The sequence below is a fragment of the Brachybacterium muris genome (genome assembly GCF_016907455.1).
In the GTDB taxonomy this organism is placed as follows: domain Bacteria; phylum Actinomycetota; class Actinomycetes; order Actinomycetales; family Dermabacteraceae; genus Brachybacterium; species Brachybacterium muris.
The window spans coordinates 2,939,036-2,963,643 of record NZ_JAFBCB010000001.1 but is presented as its reverse complement, the minus strand read 5'-3'; the positions used below and the strand labels follow the sequence as shown (position 1 = coordinate 2,963,643).

At 70.7% G+C, this 24,608-nt stretch carries 17 protein-coding genes and 1 tRNA gene; 9 read left to right on the top strand and 9 right to left on the bottom strand.

The window, feature by feature from the left end; translation table 11 throughout:
* The first annotated feature begins 1 nt into the window (after position 1).
* The 6 genes from JOD52_RS13860 to JOD52_RS13835 all read left to right on the top strand — a co-directional run bounded on the left by JOD52_RS13860 (position 2) and on the right by JOD52_RS13835 (position 8,641).
* On the top strand, positions 2 to 997 hold the full coding sequence (locus JOD52_RS13860; RefSeq protein ID WP_204410600.1) for a FecCD family ABC transporter permease: 996 nt from the start codon (positions 2 to 4) through the stop codon (positions 995 to 997).
* A complete protein-coding gene (locus JOD52_RS13855; RefSeq protein WP_204410598.1) occupies positions 994 to 2,025 on the top strand; it encodes an iron chelate uptake ABC transporter family permease subunit in 1,032 nt (343 codons plus the stop codon). The genes JOD52_RS13860 and JOD52_RS13855 overlap by 4 nt, the downstream gene beginning before the upstream one ends.
* A 7-nt stretch (positions 2,026 to 2,032) precedes the next feature.
* Positions 2,033 to 3,946, top strand: a complete 1,914-nt coding sequence (locus tag JOD52_RS13850) for an SIP domain-containing protein (protein ID WP_204410596.1) — start codon at positions 2,033 to 2,035, stop codon at positions 3,944 to 3,946.
* A 120-nt stretch (positions 3,947 to 4,066) separates the two neighbouring features.
* Positions 4,067 to 5,497, top strand: a complete 1,431-nt coding sequence (locus tag JOD52_RS13845) for an SWIM zinc finger family protein (protein WP_017823255.1) — start codon at positions 4,067 to 4,069, stop codon at positions 5,495 to 5,497.
* A gap of 29 nt (positions 5,498 to 5,526) precedes the next feature.
* Positions 5,527 to 7,929, top strand: coding sequence for a hypothetical protein (locus JOD52_RS13840; RefSeq protein WP_017823256.1), 2,403 nt, complete (start codon positions 5,527 to 5,529; stop codon positions 7,927 to 7,929).
* Position 7,930: 1 nt separating this feature from the next.
* Entirely contained in the window at positions 7,931 to 8,641 is a 711-nt protein-coding gene (locus JOD52_RS13835; RefSeq protein WP_237738671.1) for an ankyrin repeat domain-containing protein, read from the top strand.
* 59 nt (positions 8,642 to 8,700) lie between these two features.
* Here the strand turns inward: JOD52_RS13835 and JOD52_RS13830 are convergent, their stop codons facing one another.
* Complete coding sequence (locus JOD52_RS13830) at positions 8,701 to 9,273, bottom strand: hypothetical protein (RefSeq protein ID WP_204410594.1); 573 nt, start codon at positions 9,271 to 9,273, stop codon at positions 8,701 to 8,703.
* A 183-nt stretch (positions 9,274 to 9,456) separates the two neighbouring features.
* On the opposite strand from JOD52_RS13830, the gene JOD52_RS17570 reads away from it, so the two are divergent.
* On the top strand, positions 9,457 to 12,846 hold the full coding sequence (locus JOD52_RS17570) for an ATP-binding protein (protein ID WP_204410592.1): 3,390 nt from the start codon (positions 9,457 to 9,459) through the stop codon (positions 12,844 to 12,846).
* Positions 12,847 to 12,982: 136 nt separating this feature from the next.
* The gene (locus JOD52_RS13820) at positions 12,983 to 13,501 is read left to right on the top strand and encodes a hypothetical protein (protein WP_239551906.1); all 519 of its coding nucleotides are present in this window, start codon (positions 12,983 to 12,985) and stop codon (positions 13,499 to 13,501) included.
* On the opposite strand, the gene JOD52_RS13815 is transcribed toward JOD52_RS13820, so the two are convergent.
* Positions 13,464 to 14,984, bottom strand: coding sequence for a phosphotransferase (locus tag JOD52_RS13815; protein ID WP_204410590.1), 1,521 nt, complete (start codon positions 14,982 to 14,984; stop codon positions 13,464 to 13,466). The two genes, JOD52_RS13820 and JOD52_RS13815, sit on opposite strands and share 38 nt — an antisense overlap.
* A gap of 79 nt (positions 14,985 to 15,063) precedes the next feature.
* On the opposite strand from JOD52_RS13815, the gene JOD52_RS13810 reads away from it, so the two are divergent.
* Positions 15,064 to 17,010, top strand: coding sequence for an Ig-like domain-containing protein (locus JOD52_RS13810; RefSeq protein WP_204410588.1), 1,947 nt, complete (start codon positions 15,064 to 15,066; stop codon positions 17,008 to 17,010).
* A gap of 23 nt (positions 17,011 to 17,033) precedes the next feature.
* On the opposite strand, the gene JOD52_RS13805 is transcribed toward JOD52_RS13810, so the two are convergent.
* From JOD52_RS13805 to JOD52_RS13775, 7 genes are all read right to left on the bottom strand, one after another.
* On the bottom strand, positions 17,034 to 17,630 hold the full coding sequence (locus JOD52_RS13805) for a LytR C-terminal domain-containing protein (RefSeq protein ID WP_017823263.1): 597 nt from the start codon (positions 17,628 to 17,630) through the stop codon (positions 17,034 to 17,036).
* Between the two features lies 1 nt (position 17,631).
* Entirely contained in the window at positions 17,632 to 19,041 is a 1,410-nt protein-coding gene (locus JOD52_RS13800; RefSeq protein ID WP_204410587.1) for a beta-N-acetylhexosaminidase, read from the bottom strand.
* A gap of 219 nt (positions 19,042 to 19,260) precedes the next feature.
* A complete protein-coding gene (locus JOD52_RS13795) occupies positions 19,261 to 20,544 on the bottom strand; it encodes a C40 family peptidase (RefSeq protein ID WP_239551905.1) in 1,284 nt (427 codons plus the stop codon).
* 4 nt (positions 20,545 to 20,548) lie between these two features.
* Positions 20,549 to 21,295: an ATP-binding protein gene (locus JOD52_RS13790; RefSeq protein WP_338124028.1), complete on the bottom strand. Its 747-nt coding sequence runs from the start codon at positions 21,293 to 21,295 to the stop codon at positions 20,549 to 20,551.
* Positions 21,292 to 22,854 (bottom strand): IS21 family transposase, encoded by a 1,563-nt coding sequence (gene istA / locus JOD52_RS13785; RefSeq protein WP_204408388.1) that lies wholly within the window; start codon positions 22,852 to 22,854, stop codon positions 21,292 to 21,294. The genes JOD52_RS13790 and istA overlap by 4 nt, the downstream gene beginning before the upstream one ends.
* Positions 22,855 to 23,504: 650 nt before the next feature.
* A tRNA-Pro gene (locus tag JOD52_RS13780) sits at positions 23,505 to 23,578 on the bottom strand.
* A gap of 91 nt (positions 23,579 to 23,669) precedes the next feature.
* Complete coding sequence (locus JOD52_RS13775) at positions 23,670 to 24,608, bottom strand: metallophosphoesterase (protein ID WP_204410585.1); 939 nt, start codon at positions 24,606 to 24,608, stop codon at positions 23,670 to 23,672.

Genomic DNA, 24,608 nt, shown 5'->3' with positions numbered 1-24,608 from the left:
GATGACCCGTGCACCGCTGCTGGCGGTGGCCGGAGGGGTGCTCGCCCTGCTGACGGCCTGCACCCTGTCGCTGCTGATCGGTGCCCGTACCGTGGACCCGGCGACGGCCTGGCAGGCACTGACCTCCTTCGACCCCGCCGTCACCGACCACGTGGTGATCCGGGCCCGCCTTGACCGCACCCTCGCCGGGGTGGCCGTCGGTGCCGCGCTCGCCGTGGCCGGCACCGCCATGCAGGGCATGACCCGCAACCCCCTGGCCGATCCCGGGATCCTGGGGCTGAACGCCGGGGCATCCGCCGCCGTGGTCGCCGGGATCTTCATGCTGTCCATCTCCCGGGTGGTTGAGTTCATGGCCTTCGCCTTCGCCGGGGCCGCGCTCGGCACCGTCACGGTGTACGCCGTGGCGTCCCTGGGCCGGGACGGCGCCACCCCTGTGAAACTGGCCCTGGCCGGGGCCGCCCTCACCGCAGGCCTGGGATCCCTGGTCAACGCCCTGGTGCTGCTGGACCAGGAGTCCCTGGACCGGCTGCGGTTCTGGCAGGTGGGCACCCTGGGTGCCCGCAGCCTGGGGGACGTGGCCACGGTGGGCGTGTTCATGCTGATCGGGGTGGTGATCGTGCTGGCCGCCACCGGCACCCTGAACGCCCTGGCGCTGGGGGACGATGCCGCGGTGGGCCTGGGCGTGCACGTCACGCGCGCCCGCATCGTGCTGGGGATCGCGATCATCCTGCTGTGCGGCGCAGCGGTGGCGCTCGCCGGCCCGATCGGCTTCCTGGGCCTGGTGGTCCCGCACGCCGCCCGCCTCGCCGTGGGCAGTGACTACCGCCGCGTGGTGCCGCTGGCCCTGCTGATGGGCCCGGTGCTGATCCTGGTGTCCGACGTGGTGGGCCGGGTGATCGCCCCGCCCGCCGAGGTGCAGGTGGGCGTGATGACCGCACTGATCGGGGTACCGGTGTTCATCGCCCTGATCCGCACCCGCAGGCAGGTGGGCCTGTGACCACCGCCCCGCGCTCCCGCCGCACCGGCGCGGCCCTCGCGGCACTGATCGCGCTGGTGTTCGCCGCCGCGGCGGCCCGCGTGCTGCTGGGCACCCCCGTGGTGCCGATCGACAAGGCCCTCGCCGTGCTGATGGGCCAGCAGGTGCCCGGCATCTCCTTCATCGTGATGGACTCCCGCCTGCCCGCCGCCGTGGTCGCGATCCTGGCCGGGACCGCCCTGGGGCTGTCCGGCACGATCTTCCAGACCCTGCTGCGCAACCCTCTGGCCAGCCCCGACGTGATCGGCGTGACCCTCGGTGCCTCCACCGGAGCGGTGGTGGCGATGACCGTGTTCGGCGCGACGGGGCCGGCCCTGTTCTGGGCCGCCCTGCTGGGCGGCCTCGCCACCGCCGCCCTGATCCTGCTGGTGGCCGGGGCCGGACGGCCCGGTGCCGGCGCAGCCGGTGCCGCAGGAGCGGTCGACAACCGCTTCGTGCTGGTGGGCATCGGGGTGGGCGCCGCCCTCAGCTCCCTGATCAGCTACCTGCTCACCCGGATCCCCACCCAGTCCGCCGGGGACGTGATGCACTGGCTGATCGGCTCGCTCAGCTCGGCCACCTGGGAGCGTGCCGCCGTGCTCGCCCTCGCCCTGGGGGTGCTGGTCCCGGTGCTGGCGGTGCTGGTGGCGCAGCTGCGGATCCTGCAGCTCGGGGACGACATGGCCACCGGCCTCGGCCTCTCGGTCGCCCGCACCCGGGTGGGCCTGATCGCGGTCGGGGTGACCCTGTGTGCCCTCACGGTCGCGGTCACCGGGCCGCTGTCGTTCGTGGCGTTCCTGGCCGGGCCGCTGGCCCGCATGATCGCGGGACGCCCCAGCTTCCCGCTGGCCGCCGCGCTCGGCGCCGCGATCGTGCTGCTCGCCGACGTCGTCGGCCAGAACGCGTTCTCCGGCACCGCGCTGCCGGCCGGCGTGATCACCGGGGCGCTGGGGGCCCCGTTCCTGCTGTGGATGCTGACCCGGACCCCCGCATCCGGGCAGGGAAGGTGAACCCGCGATGGCGCTGATCGAAGCACGCAGCCTGCACCTGGGGTACGACCGCCGCGAGGTGGTGCGCGACCTCAGCCTCACCCTGCCCGAAGGGCGCATCACGATCATCGTGGGCGCCAACGGCTCGGGTAAGTCCACCCTGCTGCGCGGCCTGTCCCGCCTGCTCACCCCCCGATCCGGCCGTGTGCTGCTGGACAGCACCGACATCCACGCCCTGCGCGGCAAGGACCTGGCCCGCCGCCTGGGCCTGCTGCCGCAGAGCCCCATCGCCCCCGACGGCGTCACCGTGCGGGACCTGGTGGCCCGTGGTCGCTTCCCCCACCAGGGCCTATTCCAGCAGTGGACCGCGGCCGACGAGCAGGCCGTGGCCGGGGCCCTGGCCGCCACCCGCACCGATGAGCTGCAGGACAGACTCATCGAGGAGCTCTCCGGTGGGCAGCGGCAGCGGGTGTGGATCGCGCTGGCCCTGGCCCAGCAGACCGACGTGCTGCTGCTGGACGAGCCCACCACCTTCCTGGACGTCACCCACCAGCTCGAGGTGCTGGACGTGGTGCGCGACCTGAACCGCGAGCGCGGCACCACCGTGGGCATCGTTCTGCACGACCTGAACCTCGCCGCCCGCTACGCCGACCACCTGGTGGCCGTGCGCGACGGCGAGATCCACTCCCAGGGCTCACCGGGCGAGGTGATCACCGAGCAGATGGTCCACGAGGTGTTCGCCCTGTCCTCCCGGGTGCTGCCGGATCCCGTCACCGGCACCCCGATGGTGCTGCCGCTGGGGCGTGACCCGCAGCCCGCGCACCAGCCAGACCTCGATGCCCCCGACCTCGATGCCCCCGAACCGGAGGACGCCATGACCACCACCACCGACAGCCATCCGGCCCCGGACGCCGAGGCCGCGCACGCCGAGCCCGACGCGGCTCCCGTCAGGGTGCCCGCGCTGGAGCACAGCCCCCAGCTGGCCTTCGACCTCACCGTCGCCGCTGTGCGCCCGCTCGGGCAGAACCTGATGCGCGTCACCCTCACCTCGCCCGAGCTGGTGCACTTCGGCACCGGTGCCCACCCCCTGGACCTGCGGATCAAGCTGATCGTCCCCGGCCCCCGCCCCAGCGCCGATCACTTCGCACCGATCCGCCCCGACGGGCAGCTGGACCCGGCAGGCAGCGCCGACTGGTACCGGCGCTGGCTGCAGATCGACCCGGAGGACCGCGGCTGGCTGCGCACCTACACCGTGCGGGACCTGCGCGGCGCCGGCCACCCGGGCAACCTGGGCAAGCACCCCGAGCTCGACGTCGACATGGTGCTGCACCTCGAACCCGAGCAGGCGCTCGGCAGCGGGGTCGCCGCCCGCTGGGCGCAGCAGGTCGCCCCCGGTGACCGCATCGACGTGCTGGGACCGAACCGTCACGTGGTGGGTCCGGACTACGGTGGCATCGAGTTCCGCCCCGGCACCGCCCGCACCCTGCTGCTGGTGGGTGATGAGACGGCCGCGCCCGCCATCTGCTCGATCCTGGAGGCACTGCCCGCCCAGATGACCGGCCGCGCCGTGATCGAGGTGGCCGATGAGTCCGACCGGCAGCCGGTGCTCACCCGCTCCGCCGTGCAGCTGACCTGGCTGGTGCGCGGGGACGCCCCGCACGGGGAACTGCTCGATGCCGAGGTGCGGCGCCTGATGTGCGAGAACGCGCAGGCGTTCCGCGAGGAGGGTGCCCAGACCACCCGCCCCGAGCTGGAGGACGTGGACATCGACAGCACCATCCTGTGGGAGACCACCGTGGGCGAGGGCGCGTTCTACGCGTGGCTGGCGGGGGAGGCCGGCGTGATCAAGGGCCTGCGCCGCCACCTGGTGACCGAGCTCGGCATCGACCGGACGCAGGTCTCCTTCATGGGGTACTGGCGCCAGGGCCGCCCCGAGATGTGAGGTCCTGGGGTCCTGGAGAAGTCCGTCCCGGGTTCAGGGGCGCACCGGGACTGCTCGCATCGCAGCCATGAAGTGAGCATAGGTACGACAGCGCCCACCCGCCCCACTACGCTCGGCTCCATGCAGGCCTCACAGGATCTCGCCACCGGCCCGGGAAGCGCCTTCGCCTCGCCGTCCACGGTGGACGGGACCGGCATGCACCTGGGCCTTGCCCCCGCACTCACCCCTGACGGGCTCGTGGCCTCCGCGAGCTTCTTCCACGGCTTCCTCACCCAGCCGCAGGTGTACGCGCGCGGGTTGCTGGCGCTCGCCGAGATCACCGCGACCCGCTACTTCCAGTACACGCCCTCGCACCTGCGCGACCCCGTGTTCACCGCCCACGGGGACCGGCTGCGGGCGGAGGTGTTCAGCGCCTGCAACGGGGTGGCCGCCCGGCTGGACCTGCACGCCTGCGCGGTCGACGGCGGTGAGATCGGCCGGGGTACCACCAACGTGGACCTCGGGGAGACGATGAAGTCGGCCCTGGCCCAGGTGCGCGCCGAGCAGCTGATGCACCTGGACGTGGGCCGCGAGCAGGTCACCGTCTCCACCCTGGACCGCACCGAGACGGAGCGGAAGGTGGAGATGCCGGCCCGCTGGATCCCCGCCTTCGGGAACCTCGCCGGCATCCACCGCGGCTTCGAGCAGCTCGCCTCGTACGACGGTGCCACCGCGCGGCGCATCCTCGGCCAGCTGCCCGTGTCCTACCGGTCCGGGACCGACGCCAGCTGGATCAGCATGCACGGACGGATGCCCCGCCTCACCGACCGGCCCGGCCCCGGCGCGGTGCGCATCCCCGGTGCCCACCGCCTGGTCGCCGCCCGCAGACTGCTCACCCACCTGCAGGGGATGGAGGTGTACGGCGACCCGGATGCCGGCAGGGGAGTGGTGGTGGAGTTCCCGCTGCCCGGGGGAAGGCTCTCCCTGGGACTGACTGAGCAGTCCTGGCGCGGTTTCTCCGGCGAAGGGGCCCTGCTGGTCTCCCTCAGCGCTCCGCAGGCCGCCGTCGACGCCGACGTGCTCTCCACCCTCCTCGCCTTCGAACCGGTCATCGAGGTCCCCCGGATGATGCGCGAGGCCGCCCTGCCCGAGCAGCGGGTGCTCGACGGCCTCGCGGTGCTCGCGGCCTCCGGCCGCGTGGGCTGGGACCTCGCCCAGCAGGCGTACTACCACCGGGAGCTGCCGCACGATCCCAGCCGTGTGGAGCGCGACCACCCCCGGGTGCGCTCCGCCCGCCGCCTCGTCGCGCAGGGCGCCGTGCACCACCGCGAGGGCGATCGCTTCTGGGTCGAGTCCTCCCAGCAGGACGAGATCCCGGCCGGTGCCACGACCGACGCGGACGGCCGCCATGGCTACGACGTGAACCTGCGCGGCCCCGGGGCGGACACGTGCGCCTGCCCCTGGGTGGCACAGGAGGGCCTGTCCCGCGGCCCCTGCAAGCACATCCTCGCCGCGCGCATCCTCACCGAGGACGGCACCTATGCCCTCGTCGACGATCACCAGCCGGTCTGAGCATGGCCGCCCATTCCGAAGGACCACCCATGGACGATGACGCAGACGAGCCCCGAGCCGAGTTCCACGACGTCGTGGCGCTGTTCAGCGAACTCGGCTTCGACTCCATGCCCCCAGCCCGGATCGTCACCGCACCGCTGCGCGAGGACGATCCTGCGATCGCGAAACGGCTCGCAGCCGCCCGGAAGGTGCTGCGAGCCGGGAAGCAGAAGGCCCTCGGCACCTGGCGGGAGGTGGTGGGCCGGCATGGGCAGGTGCAGTTCGAGACGGAGATCCCCGGGACCAGGGAGAAGCTCGCGGAGGCCCTGCACCAGGCGCGACCGGACCTGCGCGAGCACAGCCAGGAGTGGGACGAGAAGGCAGGCCGGCTGTGCCTTTTCGTGATCCGGCTCGGAGTGAGCCCGTTCCAGGCCATGCTGCTGGCAGGGAGCGATCCCTGGCGGCCCTGGATGTACAGCGTCGATCCCGAACGAGGACTGCCGTACTGCACCGAGGTGGAATGCCTGGACGACCCGCGGCTGCGCGCAGCGATCCTGGAGACAGGGGGTGCCGAGTTCGCGCAGAAGGTGATCCGGGAGGACCAGCGATGGACCTCCGAGCTCGAGGAGACCGCCATCCACCTCACCCGCATCCTCCAGCTCGACCCGCCCGGGTATGCCGTGGGCCGCTGGGTGCAGCTGCTGACCGGAGGCGGTGAAGGGACCGCTGCGCTCCAGGAGATCGGTGCGGACCGCCCCCTGGAGTGGATCCGCGCCGGTCTGGGTGATCGCGAGACCGCCCCTTCCTTCCTCCTGGAGCCCCTCCCAGGTCTGAGGGAGGCGGGCCACCTCAGCAGGGAGCAGGCCCTGGATGCGCTGCTGATGATCCTCGAGGCCTGCCGTCGCCCCGGCCAGCTCAAGGCCGCAGCCGCGTTCCTGCGCGACGTGGAGGCGAAGATGCCCGGTCTCCTGCTTCCTGCCGGTGCCGTGCGCACCCGGGCCGCGGAGTTCACCGCGATCCTCCAGCGGGGCCAGGCCGACATGGCTCGACTGCTGGGCGAGCACCTGATCCGCGAGGCCGATGAGGAGCACCTTCCCCTGGTGCTCAGTGCCCTGCTCGCAGTGAAACCCCGCAATGCCCGACTCGCCGTGCTGCGCGCAGGGCGCGAGCGCTCGCAGGTGCCCGATGGTGCGGCGATGCAGGAGATCAGCACGCTGCTCGAGGACCTCGTGGCCAACGACGGCCACGCCACGTTCGTCACCGTGGTGCGGGACCTCGAGGAAGCCTGGGGTGGGGAACCGGAGCGCACCGACGGGGGCGCACCCCCGTCACGCCTGGAGGCCATCGGGGCCGATGCCCGGGAGGTGGACGCCACGCTGCGCGCTGTGCGGAAGGACGAGCTCGATGCCGAGCGACGTGCCCGGGGCGAGCACCTCACGCTCGCCGATCGGACCTTCAACCAGGTGTGGCGGGTTCCCACGGAGCCCTACCCTCTGCTCGAGGACCACGTGGGTGTGACCCTGCATGAGATCGACGCGACCTACGGGATGCACGAGGGCTCGATGGTGTGGGGAATGGAGAGCCCCTGGGCGCTCGAACTGGAGCTACCGGTGCCTTCGCGCCGCGGCGATCACGACCCGGCCTGGTCATCCCCCGAGGATCACCCGCGGGCAGTACTGGTGCACGCGGACGTGAACCGACCCATCCTGTACGCGCGCACCTTGGAGCTGCGGGAAGGGGGCATCGACCACGAACACGGCACCCATAGGCTAGCTCTGACCTGGAGGGATGGCGGGCTGCACTGGCAAACGGCGACGTGGCGACGTGGAGGGTGGGACTCCCCGGGCACGCTGCCCGGCCGGGACCGGCCCCTTCCTCCGGTGATGATCGCCGCCCTGCTCACCGACTGGGCGGCCGACGCGAAGGCCAAGCGCGACTGGTCGATCGAGGAGGCTGGGCGGGACAAGAAGGGCACGCTCTGGGCACTGGGTGAGAACTGGAGGGCCCTGCTGCGCACACTCCAGTTCGACGACCGTGTGCTGGAGCTGGTGCTGCGCCGTCTGCTGACCGGGACCGATGCCTCACCCCAGCCGTTCCTGTGGCTGCTCACCCGCAACCACGCGGCGCTCGGTGTGCTCTGGCCGTTGTGGACGGTGATGCTGGACCGCGCGGCCGACGAAGCCCGTGCCACCGCCGGTACCGATGGCGGCGCAGGGTCGCTCCCGAGGTGGACCACCCAGGTCCTCGCCCAGATGCACGAGGGTCGTCGGCACCTGGCCGAGGCGATCCGTCGCGGCCTGCTGGATCCCGAGCGGGTGATCGGGACGGGACTGCGCGAGATCGCCGCCAGGGGAGGCACCTCGGTCTCCGTGGCCAGGGCGCGGGAGATCCTCCAGGAGCTCGAGGCGGCCGGGGCACACGGCGACGAACCGGAGGTGCGCCATGCGAGGTGACGTGCGTACCATCGCCGCGCTGCTGCTGATCATCGCCGTGCACTCCGGTTGCACGTCACCCGAAGTCCCCACCTCCGCACCCACCACGCAGGAGACCCCCGTGAACGCACCGCCCCGATCGTCCGCTGCCGACCAGGCCCTCCTGCAGGCCGCTGCCGACGGTGACGCCGATGCCGCCCGGCAGGCGCTCGCCGACGGCGCCGATGCCGACGCCCGCGACACCGAGGACCGCCCCGCCGTGCTGATCGCCACCCGCGCCGACCACGTCGAGGTCGCCACCGTGCTGCTGGAGCACGGTGCGGACCCGAACGCGAAGGACGCCATCCAGGACTCGGCGTTCCTCTACGCCGGGGCCGAGGGCCTGGACGAGATCCTCGAGGCCACCCTGCGGCACGGCGCCGACGTGACCTCCACCAACCGCTACGGCGGCACCGCGCTGATCCCGGCCAGCGAGCACGGCCACGTGAGCACGGTGAAGATCCTGCTGGAGGCGGGCGTGCCCGTGGACCACGTCAACAACCTCTCCTGGACCGCACTGCACGAGGTGATCGTGCTGGGCACCTGCAGCGAGGACCACGTGGAGACCGCGCGGCTGCTCATCGAGGCCGGGGCCGATGTCACCATCCCCGACGGTGCCGGCACCTCGCCCCGCGACCTCGCCGCGCAGCACGGCTGCCAGCAGATCGTCGACCTCATCGACAATGCCGGCTGACCTCGCGCTCCCACTCCGGAGTTGTCTGCCACATGGATCGGCGGGCGCAGTCAGGGCACTCAGTAGATGCCGTCAGGACTGACGTTGCCCGACCTGTAGTCCTTGATCACCGAAGAGTCGATCGGCAGTGCACGGGAGGTGCTTCCTCCCGTGATGCTGGTGATCACGATCTTGTTGGTGATGCGGTTGCTGAGGCCACCGTCGTTGAAGATGAAGTAGATATCAGGGTTGCTTGTCGCGATGCCGGCTCTCGGGATGCTTCGGCCCGCCCTGATCGTCCATGTGAGAGGGATGGTGCGTGTCGCCGGGTTGTACGTGCCGCGGACGATCGTCCCGTCACTGGAGCCGGCACTGAATGATCTTTCCCGGGAACTGTCGGGGTTCAGCCCCACGACCTCCACAGAGATCACGAGGTCCTGCGTGAGCACGAACGGGGCCGTGCCACCGGGCGCTATGCCGAGATTGAGGTAGGTCGTGTTGTAGAAGCCGTTCGCACCACTGCCGCCGTCGAAGTTCACATCGAACCGCACATCGTGCTGCGACATGGCGTATGCGGGCACCACTGTGGAGACCACCGCCGTCGGGGTCGCCCACCCGATTCCGCGCAGCAGTGCGCGGCGGTTGCCGAACACGGGGGAGTGAGGTGCGGGGGAGGGGGTGGGCGATCCGGGGTCGGCCGGTGGCGCGCCGGGGGCGCGGTCGGGGGCGGAGCCGGAAGGTGTCATCACCTCATCGTCGTGCTACCTATTAGTAATGTCCAGCGTGCGGCCTACTAAGAGAACCCGCTCACCCGTGCGGCCCGGTAGCCTACCGGGGTGGAATCCACTGCTGAGACCCTCGACCTGCCGGGCGTGAGCGCGGGCCGGGACGCGACCGCCGAACCCGTCGTGACCGACCCCGATCACCCGCATCCGGGCCAGTGGCGCCTCACCCACGTGCAGGTCTCCAACTGGGGCACCTTCCACGGCACCCATGACCTGGCGATCTCCCCCAAGGGCTTCTTCCTCACCGGCGGCCCCGGCACCGGCAAGTCCACCCTGCTGGACGCGATCAGCGCCCTGCTCACCCCGCCGCGCACCCTGCAGTTCAACGCCGCCGCCTCCGATGCGGGCCCGGCCCGCTCCAAGTACCGCCGCACCGTGGCCAGCTACGTGCGCGGCGCCTGGGCAATGCACTACGACCAGGCCACCGGCGAGTTCAGCCAGGAAGTGCTGCGGGAGAAGACCACCCTGTCGGTGATCACCCTGCGCTACTCCGACGGCCAGGGCGGCACCGTGCAGCTGTCCCGCCTGCTGCTGCTGCACGCCGGCCACAGCGCCGATTCGGACGTGAAGAGCCTGTACGTCATCGCCCGGAAGCCCCTGGACGTGAGCGACCTGCGCCAGTTCGTCTCCACTCAGATCGAGGGCAAGGCCCTGGAGGCCGCCCACCCCGGCACCGAGACCTTCCGCCAGTTCCGCGAGTACCGCGCCGCGTTCTGCCAGGTGCTCGGCATCCCCGATGAGAAGGCCCTGGGACTGCTGCACAAGATCCAGTCCGCCAAGGAGCTGGGCGACGTCAACGGCCTGCTGCGCGACTACATGCTGGATGCGCCGCGCACCTTCGAGCTGGCCGACCAGGCCCTGGCCAACTTCCACAACCTCTCCGAGGTGTACGAGGCGCTGGTCACCGCCCGCGAGCAGCGCGACCTGCTGCGCGGCCTGCGTGAGGACCACGAGAACTGGACCGCGATGCGCACCCGCGGCGCGGAACTGGTGGACCGCCGCTCCGACATCGACGTGTACGCCGCCCAGCACCTGGTGCGCCTGCTCGGCGACGAGGAGCAGCGCCTGCAGCTCGAGCGCGACCGGATGGGCGCCCAGCAGCGCCGCCTCACCCAGGACGTGGCCGAGGCCCGCGCCGACCTCGCCCAGCTGAAGGAGCAGCGCCGACGCGCCGGCGGCGGCGAGATCGACGACTGGAAGCAGCAGATCGCCGGCCTGGAGGTGGAGCGCGAACGGCGCCGCGAGCGCGGCACCGAGTTCGCCGCCCAGCTGGCCACCGTGGAGCTGGGCACCCCCGTCAGCGAGGACGTGTTCCTCTCCCTGCAGCGGGACGTCACCGCCCGCCGCGAGGCCCTGGAGGCCCAGGAGAAGGACTCCGACACCGCCCGCTGGGACGCCGAGGCCGCCGTGCGCGATCTCGCCACGAAGCTGGAGAACACCCGCCAGGAGCTGAAGTCCCTCACCTCCCGCGCTTCGAACCTGCACTCCGAGGACGTCGCGCTGCGCGACGCGATCGCCGCCGAGGTGGGCATCGCCCCCACAGAGCTGCCGTTCGCCGCCGAGCTGCTGCAGGTGCGCGCCGGCGAGGAGGAGTGGACAGCCGCCGCCGAGCAGGCCCTGCGGGGCCTTGCCCGCTCGATCCTGGTGCCCGAGCGGGCCTACCGGGACGTTGCCGCGGTGATTGACCGCACCAAGCTGCGCCGCCGCATCTCCTACAACCGGGTCAACACCGATCTGCGCCGCCCCGCCAAGAACATCGACGAGCGCTCCCTGGCCGCCAAGCTCGACGTCAAGGACGGCGAGTTCCACGCGTGGCTCAGCCACGAGATTGCCTCCCGCATGGACTACACCTGCGCCGAGACCCTCGAGGAGTTCACCCGTCTCTCCCGCGCCGTGCTGCGCTCTGGGCAGATCAAGCACTCCGCCACCCGCCACGAGAAGAACGCCGACCGGCAGATCAACGACCGCTCCCAGTGGGTGCTGGGCTTCGACAACCGCGCCAAGCGCTCCGTGTTCGAGGCCGAGCGCACCCGCGCCGAGCAGGCCCTGTTCGAGGCCCAGGCCCGCCGTACCGACGTGGAGGCCGAGCGGCGGCGCCGCCGTGAGCACCTGTATGCCCTCCAGGCCATCAGTGCCGTGGCCTGGGACGACATCGATGCCGCCTCGGTGGCCCGGCGTATCGCCAATCTGCGTGACATGGTGCGCGCCGCAGAGGACGGCTCCGCTGCCCTGACCGAGCTGGCCCGCCAGATCGATGACGTCGAGCAGGCCATCGCCGACGCCGACGAGGAGCTGCTGGAGGTGGTGCGCACCGCCGGCAAGCTCGGTGAGCAGGCGGAGCGCGCCGCCGAGCGCCTCGCCCAGGCCCGCGGCAGGCTCGCCGAGCGCTCCCTCACACCGGAGGTGGAGGCGGAGCTGGCCGAGCGCTTCGCTGCGATCGCCCCCACCCTGGTGCTGTCCACCATCGACCAGGTCACCAAGGACGCCTCCGCCACCCTGGACGCGGAGCTGATGGACCTCACCCGCCGCACCTCCCGCGCCGAGGAGGACATGCGCACCGCCATGCGGGAGTTCGCCCGCCGCTGGCCCGCGCAGGCCGGGGACACCGACACCAGTCTCGACGCCGCCGCGGACTTCCTGGCGATCCTGCAGCGCATCGAGGAGGAGAAGCTGCCGGAGGTGGAGGACCGCTTCTTCGAGTTCTTCACCGGCAACACCCTGGGTGACGTGCAGGCCCTGGCCACCGCCATCGCCCGGGAGCCCGCCGAGATCCGCAAGCGCCTGCAGCGCATCAACGCCCTGCTGGCCCAGGTGGAGTTCCATGCCGGGCGCTACCTGCAGCTGTCCATGCGGCCCGTGCACCTGGCGGCGCTCGACGAGTTCAAGCGGGCACTGGAGGACGCGGTGGTGGACACCACCCAGAACGACATCAGCCGCGACCGGGAACTGGCCGAGCAGCGCTTCCTCTCCCTGCGCCACCTGATGGACCTGATCTCCGCGGCCCGCACCAAGGACGACCAGGTCTCCCGGGCAATCCTGGACGTGCGCCGCCACGTCCACTTCCACGCCGAGGAAGTGGACACCGAAGGGACAGTGGTCCACGCGCACGAGTCCGGCGGGCCCCTCTCCGGTGGCCAGAACGAGCGCCTGGCCACCTTCTGCCTCGCCGCCGCGCTGCGCTACCAGTTGGCCGGGACCGGGCAGGACGTGCCCCGCTACGCCCCGATCATCATCGACGAGGCGTTCTCCAAGGGGGCGGGCAAGTTCATCACCGCCGCGATGGAGTCCTTCCGACACTTCGGCTTCCAGGTGATCCTCGCCAACCCCGGCAAGAACCCGCAGGCCCTGGCCCCGTTCATCGGCGGCGTGGGCGTGGTGTCCATCCGCCAGGACCGCTACTCCTCGGTGGCCCCGATCGAGTTCGTGCCCGTCCCGGCATGACGGGGCCCGCCCGTCGATGGGGAGTTCTCCCCATCGGCATAACTCCCGTGCGCCCCTACCCTGGACGGCAACCGATTCGCGGGTGCCGGACCGGGACGCACCGATGACCGGGGACGCACGCAGGAGGGGGACGACGATGTCAGTGCTTCCTGCCGAGGACCCCATGGATCACGACTCGATCGCCTCCCAGGACGAGACCCACGTGCAGATCCGCGACCTGCTGGCCGTGGCCACCGGTGCTCTCCTGTACGAACAGCCCTCCCTGGGGCTGTTCGAGGACCACAGGCCGCAGCGCGACCGCCCCTCGGGCGACGCCTGGAACGGCTTGGAGACCATGTGCCATGTCAGCGCCCTGCTGGTGGCGCAGAACGCGCTCGACCTCTCCGCCGCTGACGCCGATCAGCTGCTGGGCGCCGTGGACACAGCCCTGGAGCAGCAGCGGATGGCCCGTACCGAGGACCACACGGACAGTGGAGTGCGCACCGCCACCTGGCGGGACCGTACGGGGGTGCGGCTCGACGTGGTGATCGGGGTGCGGGTCGCCGTGCGGGCGATCAGCATGCCCTTCCTGCCGGGCTCGATGCAGCCGCTGGCCACCACCAGCCCGTCATCCCCGATCAGCCCGCTGACCCCGCCCCCGCGGCCGCTGCACTGATCCGCTCCAGCGCCCCCATGGGGATGGGCAGCCAGTCGGGCCGGTTCCGTGCCTCGTACAGCGCCTCGTACACGGCCTTGTCGGCCTCGAACGCGGCCAGCAGCACCCGCAGCGACGGGTCCTCCGCCGGGATCCCGGCGCCCTGCGTGTACCCGGCGAGGAATGCCTCGCGGGCCCTGCCCGACCAGTCGGTCACGTCGCGCCCGTGCTCGAGGGCGACGGCACCAGCGGCGTAGTCCAGGCTGCGCAGCATGCCGGCCACGTCCCGCAAGGGGGAGTCCGGCCGGGACCGCTGGGCGAGAGGACGCAGCGGCTCACCCTCGAAGTCCAGCAGCACCCAGCCACGACCAGGCGCTGCCAGCACCTGCCCCAGGTGGAGGTCGCCGTGGATGCGCTGCATCGCCGGCCACGCCGCCTCGAGTGCCCGGCGCTGCAGGGCCTCGAGGGTGGACCGGTGCTGCTGCACTGCAGGCACCTGCGAGGACACCTCGTCCAGGCGCTCCCGCATCTGGTCCACCATCGCCGTGGCGAGCTCCTGATCGGTGCGCACGGTGCCCAGTGCAGCGGCGAGGTCGCGGTGCACCTCCGCGAGGGTGGCGCCCAGACGGCGGGTAGCGGCCGAGAAGTCCTCCCCGTCAACGGCCTCCCGCAGGGCAGTGCGCCAGGCGTCCTCCACATCCGGCAGGAACTCCTGGGCGAACAGGGCATGGGCACGCAGCTCTCCCAGCGCCAGGTGCGCCTCACCCACCACGGGCGGCACCCGCGTGGAGCCGGCCGCGGTGAGGGCCGCCTGCAGCACCACGTCGGGGTTCTGCCCGTCCTGCAGCACCCGGAACAGCTTCACGATCACCGGTCGGGCATCGTCGGCCTCGAAGATCATCGAGGTGTTGGACTGCTCGCCGGACAGCAGCCGGGATCGTGCTCCGGGACCGACGGGCAGGGGGGAGGTTCCCTCCGCACCGGAGGGGTGGAGGGCAGTCGCGGAGAGCCGCAGGTCCGGTCCGGCTGCACCGGCACCTGCGGCGATCAGGGCGACCAGGGCAGCGCGGCCATCCAGGTCCTTGGTGGCGTCGTCCACCCGCAGCGGGCCGCCCGGTACGGCCAGCACACCGATCTCCGCACCCTCCTCAGGGGCCTCGACACCGTCGGGTCGACGCAGCACCAGCGGAACCTGGTACAGCGCCTCAGCACGCGCTGAGATGCCCGCCGACTCGTTCCCCGGATCGCCCGTGCCGATCGCCGCACCCATCACGGTGGCCACCACCAGGTGGTCGGAGGCGATGCGCAGAGGCGCCCAGCCACGCAGCTGCACGCGGGGCACACCGGTGCCCTTGTGCGCGTACCAGCGCTGCGTGTGCATCCATGCCGCGACATGCCCGGTGAGCCCATCGAGCACCTCGCCCAACGGAGGCAGCGCGGTCAGATCGAGGTCGTGGTCCGAAGCAGGTGAGCCGTGCTCTTCCATGGTGCCGCTGTCATCCATGGGGCCACTGTAGGGCCTGCCCCTGGTGCCCGACCTGCCTGCCCGCAGCGTGAAGGACCCTACTTGCTACGCTTGCCGGATGCGGGATCCCAGGTCACCCAGGAGCCGTGGCGCCCTGCCCCTGCGGGCCGCCACGCTGCTGACGACCGCCCTGCTCGTGACCGGGGTCGCTGCCCCGGCCGGGGCCATCGGCGAGGACGGCCCCTTCGAGGTCCCGCTGGAGTCCACCACGTTGCCCATCGCACCGGGCTCGGCCACGGCGGTCCCCCTGGACTCCCTGCTGGAGGACGCCACCCAGACGGAGCTCGACCACGGCACCGCACGCCTCGAGATCCCTGCGGAGCTCCCCGCCGAGCAGGCGTCCCGGATGACCCTGGGGGAGGACGGCGACACCCTCACCATCCAGGACGAGGGCACCTGGGGGATCGTGGGCCGTGACATCGTCTTCACCCCAGCCCCCGGCGTCGTGGGCGGTGAGCTGCCCATCGCGCTCACGATCGAGAGCATCCACGGCCACCGCTCGGAACCGGTCACCCTCACCCCGGTGGTGCTGGCGTCCACCGACACCGAGGGGCGCGGCTCCGCCGGCGAACCTGTGGAGCTGACCCCCGACGAACTGGTGCCCGAGGGAGGCAGGATCCAGCTGCAGCTCGACGCCCTTCCGGCGGGCTCGGCGAAGACCCAGGACGGCAGCAGCCTGTACATCCCCGAGCAGGGACGTTGGGTCGCCTCCGCTGATGATGCGACCGTCACCTACGAACCCTCCGGCACACGGCTGGGCCGCCAGCCCGACCCGGTGACGTACCTCGTGGTGGACGAGGAGGGGGGACCGCTCTCCTCGGGCCGGGTCGCCGTGACCGTCCCGGTCATCTCCGACCTGTACCACTCCGCACCCTTCGGTGAGGACATCGTCTACTCGGTGGGCGAGGCCCAGCAGCACGTGGACCCCTCCACCCTGGCCCTCATGCCCCCGCCGGGGGACGCCGCCGAGGTGGTCTCCGATACCGAGGTGGTGGTGCCCGGGCAGGGCACCTGGACCCTGGACCGCGACTCCGCCACCGTGCGCTTCTCCCCGGAGAGCCCGCTGGTGGACCAGGCAGCAGCGATGGGGGTGCGAGGCGGCGACGGCGAGGGCGCGGAGGCCGCTCCCGCGCTGCTCAGCCCCTCCTACCCGCTGCTGGTGGACCGCACCCAGGCGGCCCTGCCGGGCGAGACCCTGGTCTTCGACCTCTCCGTGGGTGTGCGCGACGTGCGCGCCGACTCGATCCGATTCGATCCCGAGCCGCTCTCCGAGGACGCGATCATCTCCGGCAACGGCCTCGCACTGCGCCAGCCGGGGGAAGGGACCTGGAGGATCGAGGAGGAGTCCCGCACCATCACCATGACCCCGGACGCCTCGTTCCGGGGGGAGTCCACCCCGGTGGGCATCATCGGCAGCGGGGTGTACGCCGACAACCCCGTCGACGCCGCCCTGACCGCGGTGGTGTCCCCGACCATCGCCACCCTTCGCGATGACGAGGAGCGCACAGCGCCGGGAGCAGCGATCACGGTGGACGTGCTGGCCAACGACACCGCCGGCAGCGGATCCCAGGCGCTGGTGCCCTCCTCGTTGAAGATCCGATCCATGCAGGCCACGAACCTGGCCGACCTGTGGGACGGGACCGGGGAGCGCCTGGTGGTGCCCTCGGAGGGCGAGTACAGCGTGGCGCAGAACGGCTCGATCACCTTCACCCCGGAGGAAGGATTCGTGGGCCGTACCTCGCCGATCATCTACGTGGTGTGGGACAGTCAGGGCATCCCCACCCAGGCGTCCCTGACCATCGAGGTGGATCCGGCGGTGGCCGGGGGCGGGGAGCCACGAACGGACCCCAGCGGGATCAACAGCCTGCTGGCCGGTCTGCTGCCCGCGTCCCGCTCGACCTCGGTGGTGTTCGGCACCGTGGTGCTGCTGCTGATGTTCGCCGGGGTGATCTCGCTGTGGATCGGCTCGAGGATGGAGCTGGATCGCCGCGACTGGGAGGACTGACGGCCCAGCGGCCCACGGACGTCTCAGCAGCCCTCGGGCGATTGGACGGGCTGGTCGAGCACCTGCTGGGCCGCCTCAGGCGCCGCAAGGCCCGGGAAGCCATCGCCCAGCAGCAGGTCCACCGCGACGCCTTCGCGCTGCTCCATCCTCAGCTGTGCCCCGGGCACCTGTGCCAAGAGCGACTGCGCCGCCAGGTACCCGTCGGGACCGTGCACGATGATCGCCGGACCGCTGGCCTGAGTGGTGTTGCCCGGATCCCCCATGACGTAGCCCCGCTCGGCCAGCTCCTCGGAGATCGAGCCTGCGAACCCGCTGCGCCCGGTGCCGTTCAGCACCCGCACCTGCACCTCGGCCGGGGGCAGCGGCGCTGCCCCCGGCTCAGGGCAGGCGAGCTCCGCGCCGGCCGAGCGGAAGGTCTTCTGCTCGATGACCCCGGGCTCCGGCGGTGGGTCGCGCAGCTCCTGCAGGGCGTACGCACCGATCGCCACCAGCGTGACCATCAGGACCGCGAACACCACCAACTGGGTGATGCGCAGCCTGCGGGTCCGGCTGGTCCGCAGGGAGCGGCGACGGACGTCGTCGGCAGAACGCCCGTACGGATGTACCTCGCGCTCGGGCATGTCAGTCCAGCGGGCGGTACCGGATGCCGAAGGCGTCCAGTCGCGGCAGGTGACCCCGCAGGCGCTCCTCGAACTCCTCCCAGCTCTGCTCAGGGGAGCCCCAGGCGCGCTCGGCGACAGCGCACATGCGGGGGAACGCCATGTACTGCAGGTGCTCGAGGGTGGGGATGTACTCCGTCCACAGCTGCCCCTGCATGCCGATCACGAGCTTCTGCTCGTCCTCGGTGAGCTTCTTGGGGGAGTAGTCGGCGGTGTACACGTCCTTGATCGAGGTGTGGCCACCGATCGCCAGCGGCTCACCCTCGCTCTTGGCCTGGTAGTGGTCGAAGTAGAGGTGCTCGTTGTTGGCGATGACCGTCTGGAAGCCGCGCTCGGTGGAGGTCTTCACGCCGTTGCCGTGGCGCCAGTTCATGATCACCATGTCGTCGGGCAGGTGCGTCTCCAGCACCTCGTCCCAACCGATCACACGCTTGCCCTTCTCGGTGAGCACGTCGTAGGCGAACTGGGTGAAGCGGCCCTGGATCTCCGAGACCCGGGTGTAGCCCCACTCCGTCATCCGGGCGCGGGCCTCGGTGGAGCGCTCCCATTCCACCCGCGGGCACTCGTCGCCGCCGATGTGGAAGAAGGGGGCGGGGAAGATGTCGGCCACCTGGGTGAGCACGTCGCGGAGGAACTCGAAGACCTGGTCGGAGACACCGAGGACATGGTCCGAGATGCCCCACACCTCACGCACACCGATCTGCTGGCTGGGGTTGTTGCCGAGCTCCGGGTAGGAGGCCACCACGGCCTGCATGTGCCCGGGCAGGTCCACCTCGGGCACGATCATCACACCGCGCTTCTGGCCGTACTCCACCAGGCCCCGTAGATCGTCCTGGGTGTAGAAGCCACCGTGGCGGACCCCGTCGTAGGTCCAGCTCGCCTCGTCCTCGCCCATGTGGCCCACCAGGGACTGGTCCCGCCAGGCGCCCACCTCGGTGAGCTTGGGGTAGCCCTTGATCTCCACGCGCCAGCCCTGGTCGTCGGTCAGGTGCAGATGCAGCACGTTGAGACGGTGCAGCGCCATCGCGTCGATCATGGTCTCCACCTCCTGCACGGTGAAGAAGTGCCGGGAGACGTCCAGGTGCATACCGCGCCAGGCGTACTTGGGGCTGTCCACGATGGACACGCAGGGGATGGAGCCACCACTGCCGGCCACGATCTGCGCGAAGGTGTTGCGACCGTCGGCCAGGGCGGCCTCACTGCCGGCCGAGAGGTTCGCGCCCGCGGGGGAGATCGAGAGGGTGTACTCGGTGCGGGGGAGGTCCTCGGAGATCCCGATCGACAGCCCGGCCCACGGATCCGTCGTCTCCCACACCCCATGGGAGTAGATGACGGACTGGGGCAGGGGTACGAGGGCGAGCGGATCGGGCATGGTCACTCCTGGCTGCGACGGGATCGTGGACGGACCCAGTCTGCCACGTCACACCCGCACTCCGGGGATACCTCCGATGTCTTGGAGGGCATGGTGTCTCCATGGGCATGAAGGAGCCCGGCCGGGATGACCCGACCGGGCTCCTGCACGTCGCCCTGCTCCTTCCCATGACGCTCTCGCGTCGAGCAGGCCGCCGTGCTCAGGTGTCGTCGCCGCCGCTCAGCGGTAGGTGACGAACACGTGCGGGGCGTTCCAGATGGTGCGCTCCATGACCCGCCCGCGCGAGTTGGAGGCATCGATGATCCGGCCGTTGCCGGCATAGATCCCGATGTGACCGTAGTTGTTGCTGGTGAAGGCCACCAGGTCACCGGGCTGCGCCTCGGACTGCGAGATGATGCGGCCGCCGAAGGTGTAGCCCTTCGCGGTCTTGCGAGGCACGTTGACCCCGGCCTGGTTGTACGCGTGGTACACCAGCCCGGAGCAGTCCATCCCGGTGGCCGGCGAGGAGCCGCCCCAGGTGTAGCGGGTGCCCACCTGCGATCGGGCCGCGTCCACGATGGCCTGGCCGTTGAAGGACGACGACGCCGGGGCGGGGGCCGGGCTGCGACCCTCGCTGCGCGAAGCCGGGGCATCACCGATGCGCACATCGGAACGCAGGGCGTTCCACGTCTTCGGGCCCACCACGGCGTCCACACCGATACCGGCAGCGGACTGCAGGGCACGCACGGCGTTGGTGGTGGCGAGACCGAAGGAGCCGTCGACGCGGATGGATGCACCGCGCTCGACCAGCAGCGACTGCATGGTGCGCACGGCCTCGCCCCGGTTGCCCGGACGCAGCTTGGGCTGCGAAGTGGCGGCAGGGGCAGTGGTGACCGGGCCGGCGGGCGCCGCGCCACCGGAGATCCGGACGTCGCTCGCGAGAGCCGCCCAGGTCTTGGGGCCGACGACCGCGTCCACGCCGATGCCGGCAGCGGACTGCAGCGAGCGCACCGCGCTGCGGGTGGCGGGGCCGAAGGAGCCGTCGACGCGGAGCGAGGCCCCGGCGGCGTTGAGCTCGCTCTGCAGGTACTCGACGGCGGCGCCGCGCGAGCCCGGACGGAGCTTGATGGTCGCGTACTGGTTCGGCGCGGCCGGAGCGATGGACGGGAGGGCCACAGGTGCGGCTGCGGTGGCACCGGTGATGCTGCCCAGTGCGGCTGGGGCCGGAGCCTGTGCGCGGGCCGACTCGGCACCTTGCAGTGCTGCGGTGGCCGTGACAGCGCTGAGGAGCGCAGCACCTCCGACGCCGCGGCCGACGGGTGCGGTGAGGCCTCGGTAATCGATGACGGCAGCACCGGGTGCCCGGTGTGTGCCGCGGGGGACGGTACGGATCATGTCCGGTTTTCTCTCTCCGGTGAGTATTCGTAGTCGTGGGAGCCACCGAATCTTGCTCTTGGGGACCGCCGATCGTGCCGACGGGGGCCAGTAGCCGCCGCGGTGGGGACCACTGGCTCCCGCCGGCATCGGGTCACTGGGGCAGTGCGGTGTGTTCTCGCATGTTCCTGTCGCCGGTGTCGATCCAGATTGTGTTGTGCACGATGCGGTCCATGATCGCATCGGCGTGGACTGCTCCACCGAGCCGGGCGTGCCAGTCCTTCTTCGGGTACTGGGTGCAGAACACGGTCGAGCCGGTGTCATAGCGGCGCTCGAGCAGTTCCAGCAGCATCGAACGCATTCCCTCGTCAGGATGGTCCAGCAGCCACTCGTCGATCACCAGCAGCGAGAACGTGGAGTACTTCCGCAGGAACTTCGTCTGGCCCTGCGGCTTGTCCTTTGCCAGGGCCCAGGCCTCTTCGAGGTCGGGCATTCGGATGTAGTGGGCTCGGAGCCGGTGCTGGCAGGCCTGCTTCGCCAGCGCGCAGCCGAGGTAGGACTTCCCTGAGCCGGTGAAGCCCTGGAAGACCACGTTCTGTTGCCGCTGGATGAAGGAGCAGGTTGCCAGTTGCGCGATCACGTTCCGGTTCAGTCCCCGTTCCTCGACCAGATCCAGCCGCCGCAGGTCCGCTCCGGGATAACGCAGCCCCGCCCGGCGGATCAGACCCTCGACCTTTCCATGATTGAAGATGGAATGCGCCTCGTCCACGATCAGCTGGAGCCGTTCCTGGAACGACATCCCCAGCACGTGAGCCTCATCCTGGGCATCGATCGCGTCCAGCAGCGCGGTCGCGCCCATCTCGCGCAGCTTCCGCTTCGTGTCGTTATCGATCACGCTCACCGGACACCTCCGGCGTAGTAGTCGGCGCCACGGACGTATCCGCCGTCTTCCGCGGGTTCCTCGCGGGGTGGACGCAGGGCGGCGACCTTGTCCTGCCCGGTGGCCAAGATCGGGTGCAGATGCGCATAGCGCGGTGAACGGACCCGTCCCGTCAGCGCGAGTGCGCAGGCCGCCTCGACCCGATCTACGGAGAAGCGGCGAGAGAGCCGTAGCACCGCCAACGCGGGATCCAGGCCCTGTTCCACGATCGGCACGGACTCGAAGATCCGCTGGATCACGATCACCGTGGCCGGCCCGACCCGATCTGCCCACGCCCGCACCCTCTGCGCGTCCCAGGCCTGGAAACGCTCGCCCGCAGGTAGGTCCGCGTCGTTGGTGCGGTACTCATTGCTCGCGGTCTCCGGGAGCAGCAGGTGACTGGTCAGTCGCTGGCTGCCCTGATAGATCTCCAGCGTCCGGGCCGTGATGCGCAGATCGACCTTCGCGCCGATGTGCGCGAACGGCGCGGAGTAGAAGTTCCGCGCGAACGTGACGTGCCCGTTCCTGCCCACTCGTCGTCCGTAGTGCCATGTCGAGATCTCGTAGGGCACCGCCGGCAGCGGCGTCAGCAGCGGCCGCTCCTCCGCGTCGAACACGCTGGCGCGGGATCCGGGCCGCTTCTGGAACGGCTCCGCGTTATAGGCCTCCATCCGCTGCCCGATGGCGGCTGCAAGTTCGGGCAGGGACGTGAATCGCTGATCCCGCAGCCCGGCGATGACCCAGGTCGCGACGTGCGCGACGGTGTTCTCCACGCTCGCCTTGTCTTTCGGTTTCCGCACCCTCCCCGGGAGCACCGCCGCCGAGTAATGCGCTGCCATCTCGCGATACGCATCGTTCAGGACGATCTCGCCCTCGCGGGGGTGCTTCACCACACCGGTCTTGAGGTTGTCCGGAACGATCCTCGGGACCGTCCCGCCCAGCGCCTCGAACATCGCTACGTGCGCTCGCAGCCAGGACTCCTGGCGCATATCCAGCGCCGGGAAGCAGAACGCGTAACGAGAAAAAGGCAGGCAGGCAACGAACAAGAACACCTTCGAGACCTCGCCGGTGACCGGATCGGCCAGCTCCATCGTGGGGCCGGACCAGTCGACCTCCACGCTCTGGCCGGCCTTGTGACCGACTCTCGAAGCGGCACCGGTGACCATGACGTGGTGCTGGTAGGTGCGGCAAAACCGGTCATACCCCATCGCCGGATCCCCAGCCGCCGTGGTCGCGTCGAAGTACTCGCCGTGCAACAGCTTCAGCGTCACGCCGACCCTGGCCATCTCTCGATGGACCTGTTCCCAGTCCGGCTGTGCGAACACGCTCTCGTGCTCGCCCCGGCCCGGGAACAACCGGGCATACACCTGCTCATCGGCGACGTCCGCGATATCGCCCCACCCGATCCCTGCAGCGTCAGCGGCCTCGAACACCGCCCTCACGGACTTGCGGGACATGCCCTGCGAGGACGAAATCGCTCGCCCCGACAGACCTTCTGCGCGCAGCTGGAGCACCAGCTTCGCCCTGATCTTCCGTACCATTCCAGATTGCTCCTTCCGCCGCGTGCCCTATACACACGGCGGAAGGAGCGTAGACAGAGCGGCCCCAACGACACCACTGGTGGTCCCGAACGACGCCACCGCTACGGCAGCGACGTGGCACCCGAACCCTCGATCAGCGGACCCCAGCGAGGCGAATATTCACTCCGGCGCCGCACAGGGGCCGGAGGCGGGCAGTCGAGGACGCCCGCGAGGCGTGTGCCCGTCACCCAGGGAAGTGGAGGAAGCGACCGAGCCGGTGACGGGGAGGCGGCGGACCGGTCAGTGCCCCAGGGACAAGCGGCACTGGATCAAATGTAATCGCAGGTCAGCGGGCAGAACAGCCCAGTTTGCGTGGGCGGGCCTGCCCCTTTGTCAAACTTTTGCTCTTTTTGACGATCCCGTGAGGTGTCATGCGTGCGAGCAGGGTTCAGGTGTGCTAATTACACCGTTGTCATTCGCTCGCTGATCGCGGCCCCCACCGCCTGGGCTCACGAGGGCCACTGATGGGGGAAGGAGTGGGTGCTCTCGAACCAAGGACAGCGACTCTCGGTACGGAAACACCCATTCGACCGCGGTGCGGCGCGGCCCCGGGCAGGTGCCGGAACGAGAACGGCTCCGGTGCGCATGTGCACACCGGAGCCGGCTGGAGGTCGGGGTGACAGGATTTGAACCTGCGACCTCTTCGTCCCGAACGAAGCGCGCTACCAAGCTGCGCCACACCCCGAGTGGATCCTGCTGCGAGCCTCGCTCGGGCTGAGGGCCGTCGCGATGCGCCGTCGAGGCAGTCACCGAGGAGAAACTCTAACAGGCTATTCCTACCGCTGGTCAGGCGATCCAGCACGGGGGGCGCGCAACGTGATCAAGCTCGCCTCGGGTGGGGTCGCGAAACGGTAGTTCGAGTACGGGCTCGCGCCCATGCCGGCGCTCACGTTCAGCGGCACTCCGCGCCAGGTGGACAGGCCCCGCGCCTGCGCACGAGGCAGGTCGCAGTTGGTCACCAGTGCTCCGAAGCCGGGGATCCGCAACTGACCTCCGTGGGTGTGCCCGGCCAGGATCAGGTCGGCACCGTCGTCCACGAACGAGTCCAGCACCCTCCGGTACGGAGCATGGGCGACGCCCAGGCGCAGCACGCGGCCATGCTCAGGGGCCGACGGCTCTGCGGGCTCCGGCATCTCATCGCGCTCCAGGTGGGGATCGTCCACCCCCACCAGCTGCACTTCCAGACCGCCCAGCTCAATGCTCGCGCGGGTGTTGGTGAGGTCCTTCCAGCCGAAGGCCGAGAGCCGTGCGGCGAGCTCATCGGTGGGCAGCTCCACGTCCTTGCGCTGGGTGAATCCCTCCGGGCGGGCGTCGGGCAGGAAGTAGCGCAAGGGGTTCTTCGGGGACGGGGCGAACATGTCGTTCGAGCCCATCACATAGGCCCCGGGGCGGCGCAGCAGCGGCTCGATCGCCTGGGCCAGCACGGGCACCGAGGCGGCCGAGGCGATGTTGTCACCGGTGTCGATCACCAGGTGGGGGCGCAGGGACTCCAGGTGCCGCAGGAAGGCGAGCTTGCGCTGCTGATCGGGCATCAGGTGGATGTCGCTGATGTGCAGCAGGCGGATCCGTCGGGAACCGGGAGGGAGGATCCCCAGTTCCACTTCCCGCAGGGTGTAGCGGTGGATCTCCACGTGCCTCGCCCACACGTGCGCTCCCGCGGCGGCACCGACGACCAGGCCGCCCAATGCTCCAGCGGCGATGGTCGCTGCCCGCAC

Excerpts from the sequence above, each read along its gene's own strand:
- JOD52_RS13805 (WP_017823263.1), bottom strand. The coding sequence starts at position 17,630 with ATGCCCGAGCGCGAGGTACATCCGTACGGGCGTTCTGCCGACGACGTC.
- JOD52_RS13815 (WP_204410590.1), bottom strand. The coding sequence starts at position 14,984 with ATGGATGACAGCGGCACCATGGAAGAGCACGGCTCACCTGCTTCGGAC.
- JOD52_RS13840 (WP_017823256.1), top strand. The coding sequence starts at position 5,527 with ATGGACGATGACGCAGACGAGCCCCGAGCCGAGTTCCACGACGTCGTG.
- JOD52_RS13860 (WP_204410600.1), top strand. The coding sequence starts at position 2 with ATGACCCGTGCACCGCTGCTGGCGGTGGCCGGAGGGGTGCTCGCCCTG.
- JOD52_RS13795 (WP_239551905.1), bottom strand. The coding sequence starts at position 20,544 with ATGCCGGCGGGAGCCAGTGGTCCCCACCGCGGCGGCTACTGGCCCCCG.
- JOD52_RS13800 (WP_204410587.1), bottom strand. The coding sequence starts at position 19,041 with ATGCCCGATCCGCTCGCCCTCGTACCCCTGCCCCAGTCCGTCATCTAC.
- JOD52_RS13820 (WP_239551906.1), top strand. The coding sequence starts at position 12,983 with ATGTCAGTGCTTCCTGCCGAGGACCCCATGGATCACGACTCGATCGCC.
- JOD52_RS13845 (WP_017823255.1), top strand. The coding sequence starts at position 4,067 with ATGCAGGCCTCACAGGATCTCGCCACCGGCCCGGGAAGCGCCTTCGCC.
- JOD52_RS13850 (WP_204410596.1), top strand. The coding sequence starts at position 2,033 with ATGGCGCTGATCGAAGCACGCAGCCTGCACCTGGGGTACGACCGCCGC.
- istA (WP_204408388.1), bottom strand. The coding sequence starts at position 22,854 with ATGGTACGGAAGATCAGGGCGAAGCTGGTGCTCCAGCTGCGCGCAGAA.
- JOD52_RS13810 (WP_204410588.1), top strand. The coding sequence starts at position 15,064 with ATGCGGGATCCCAGGTCACCCAGGAGCCGTGGCGCCCTGCCCCTGCGG.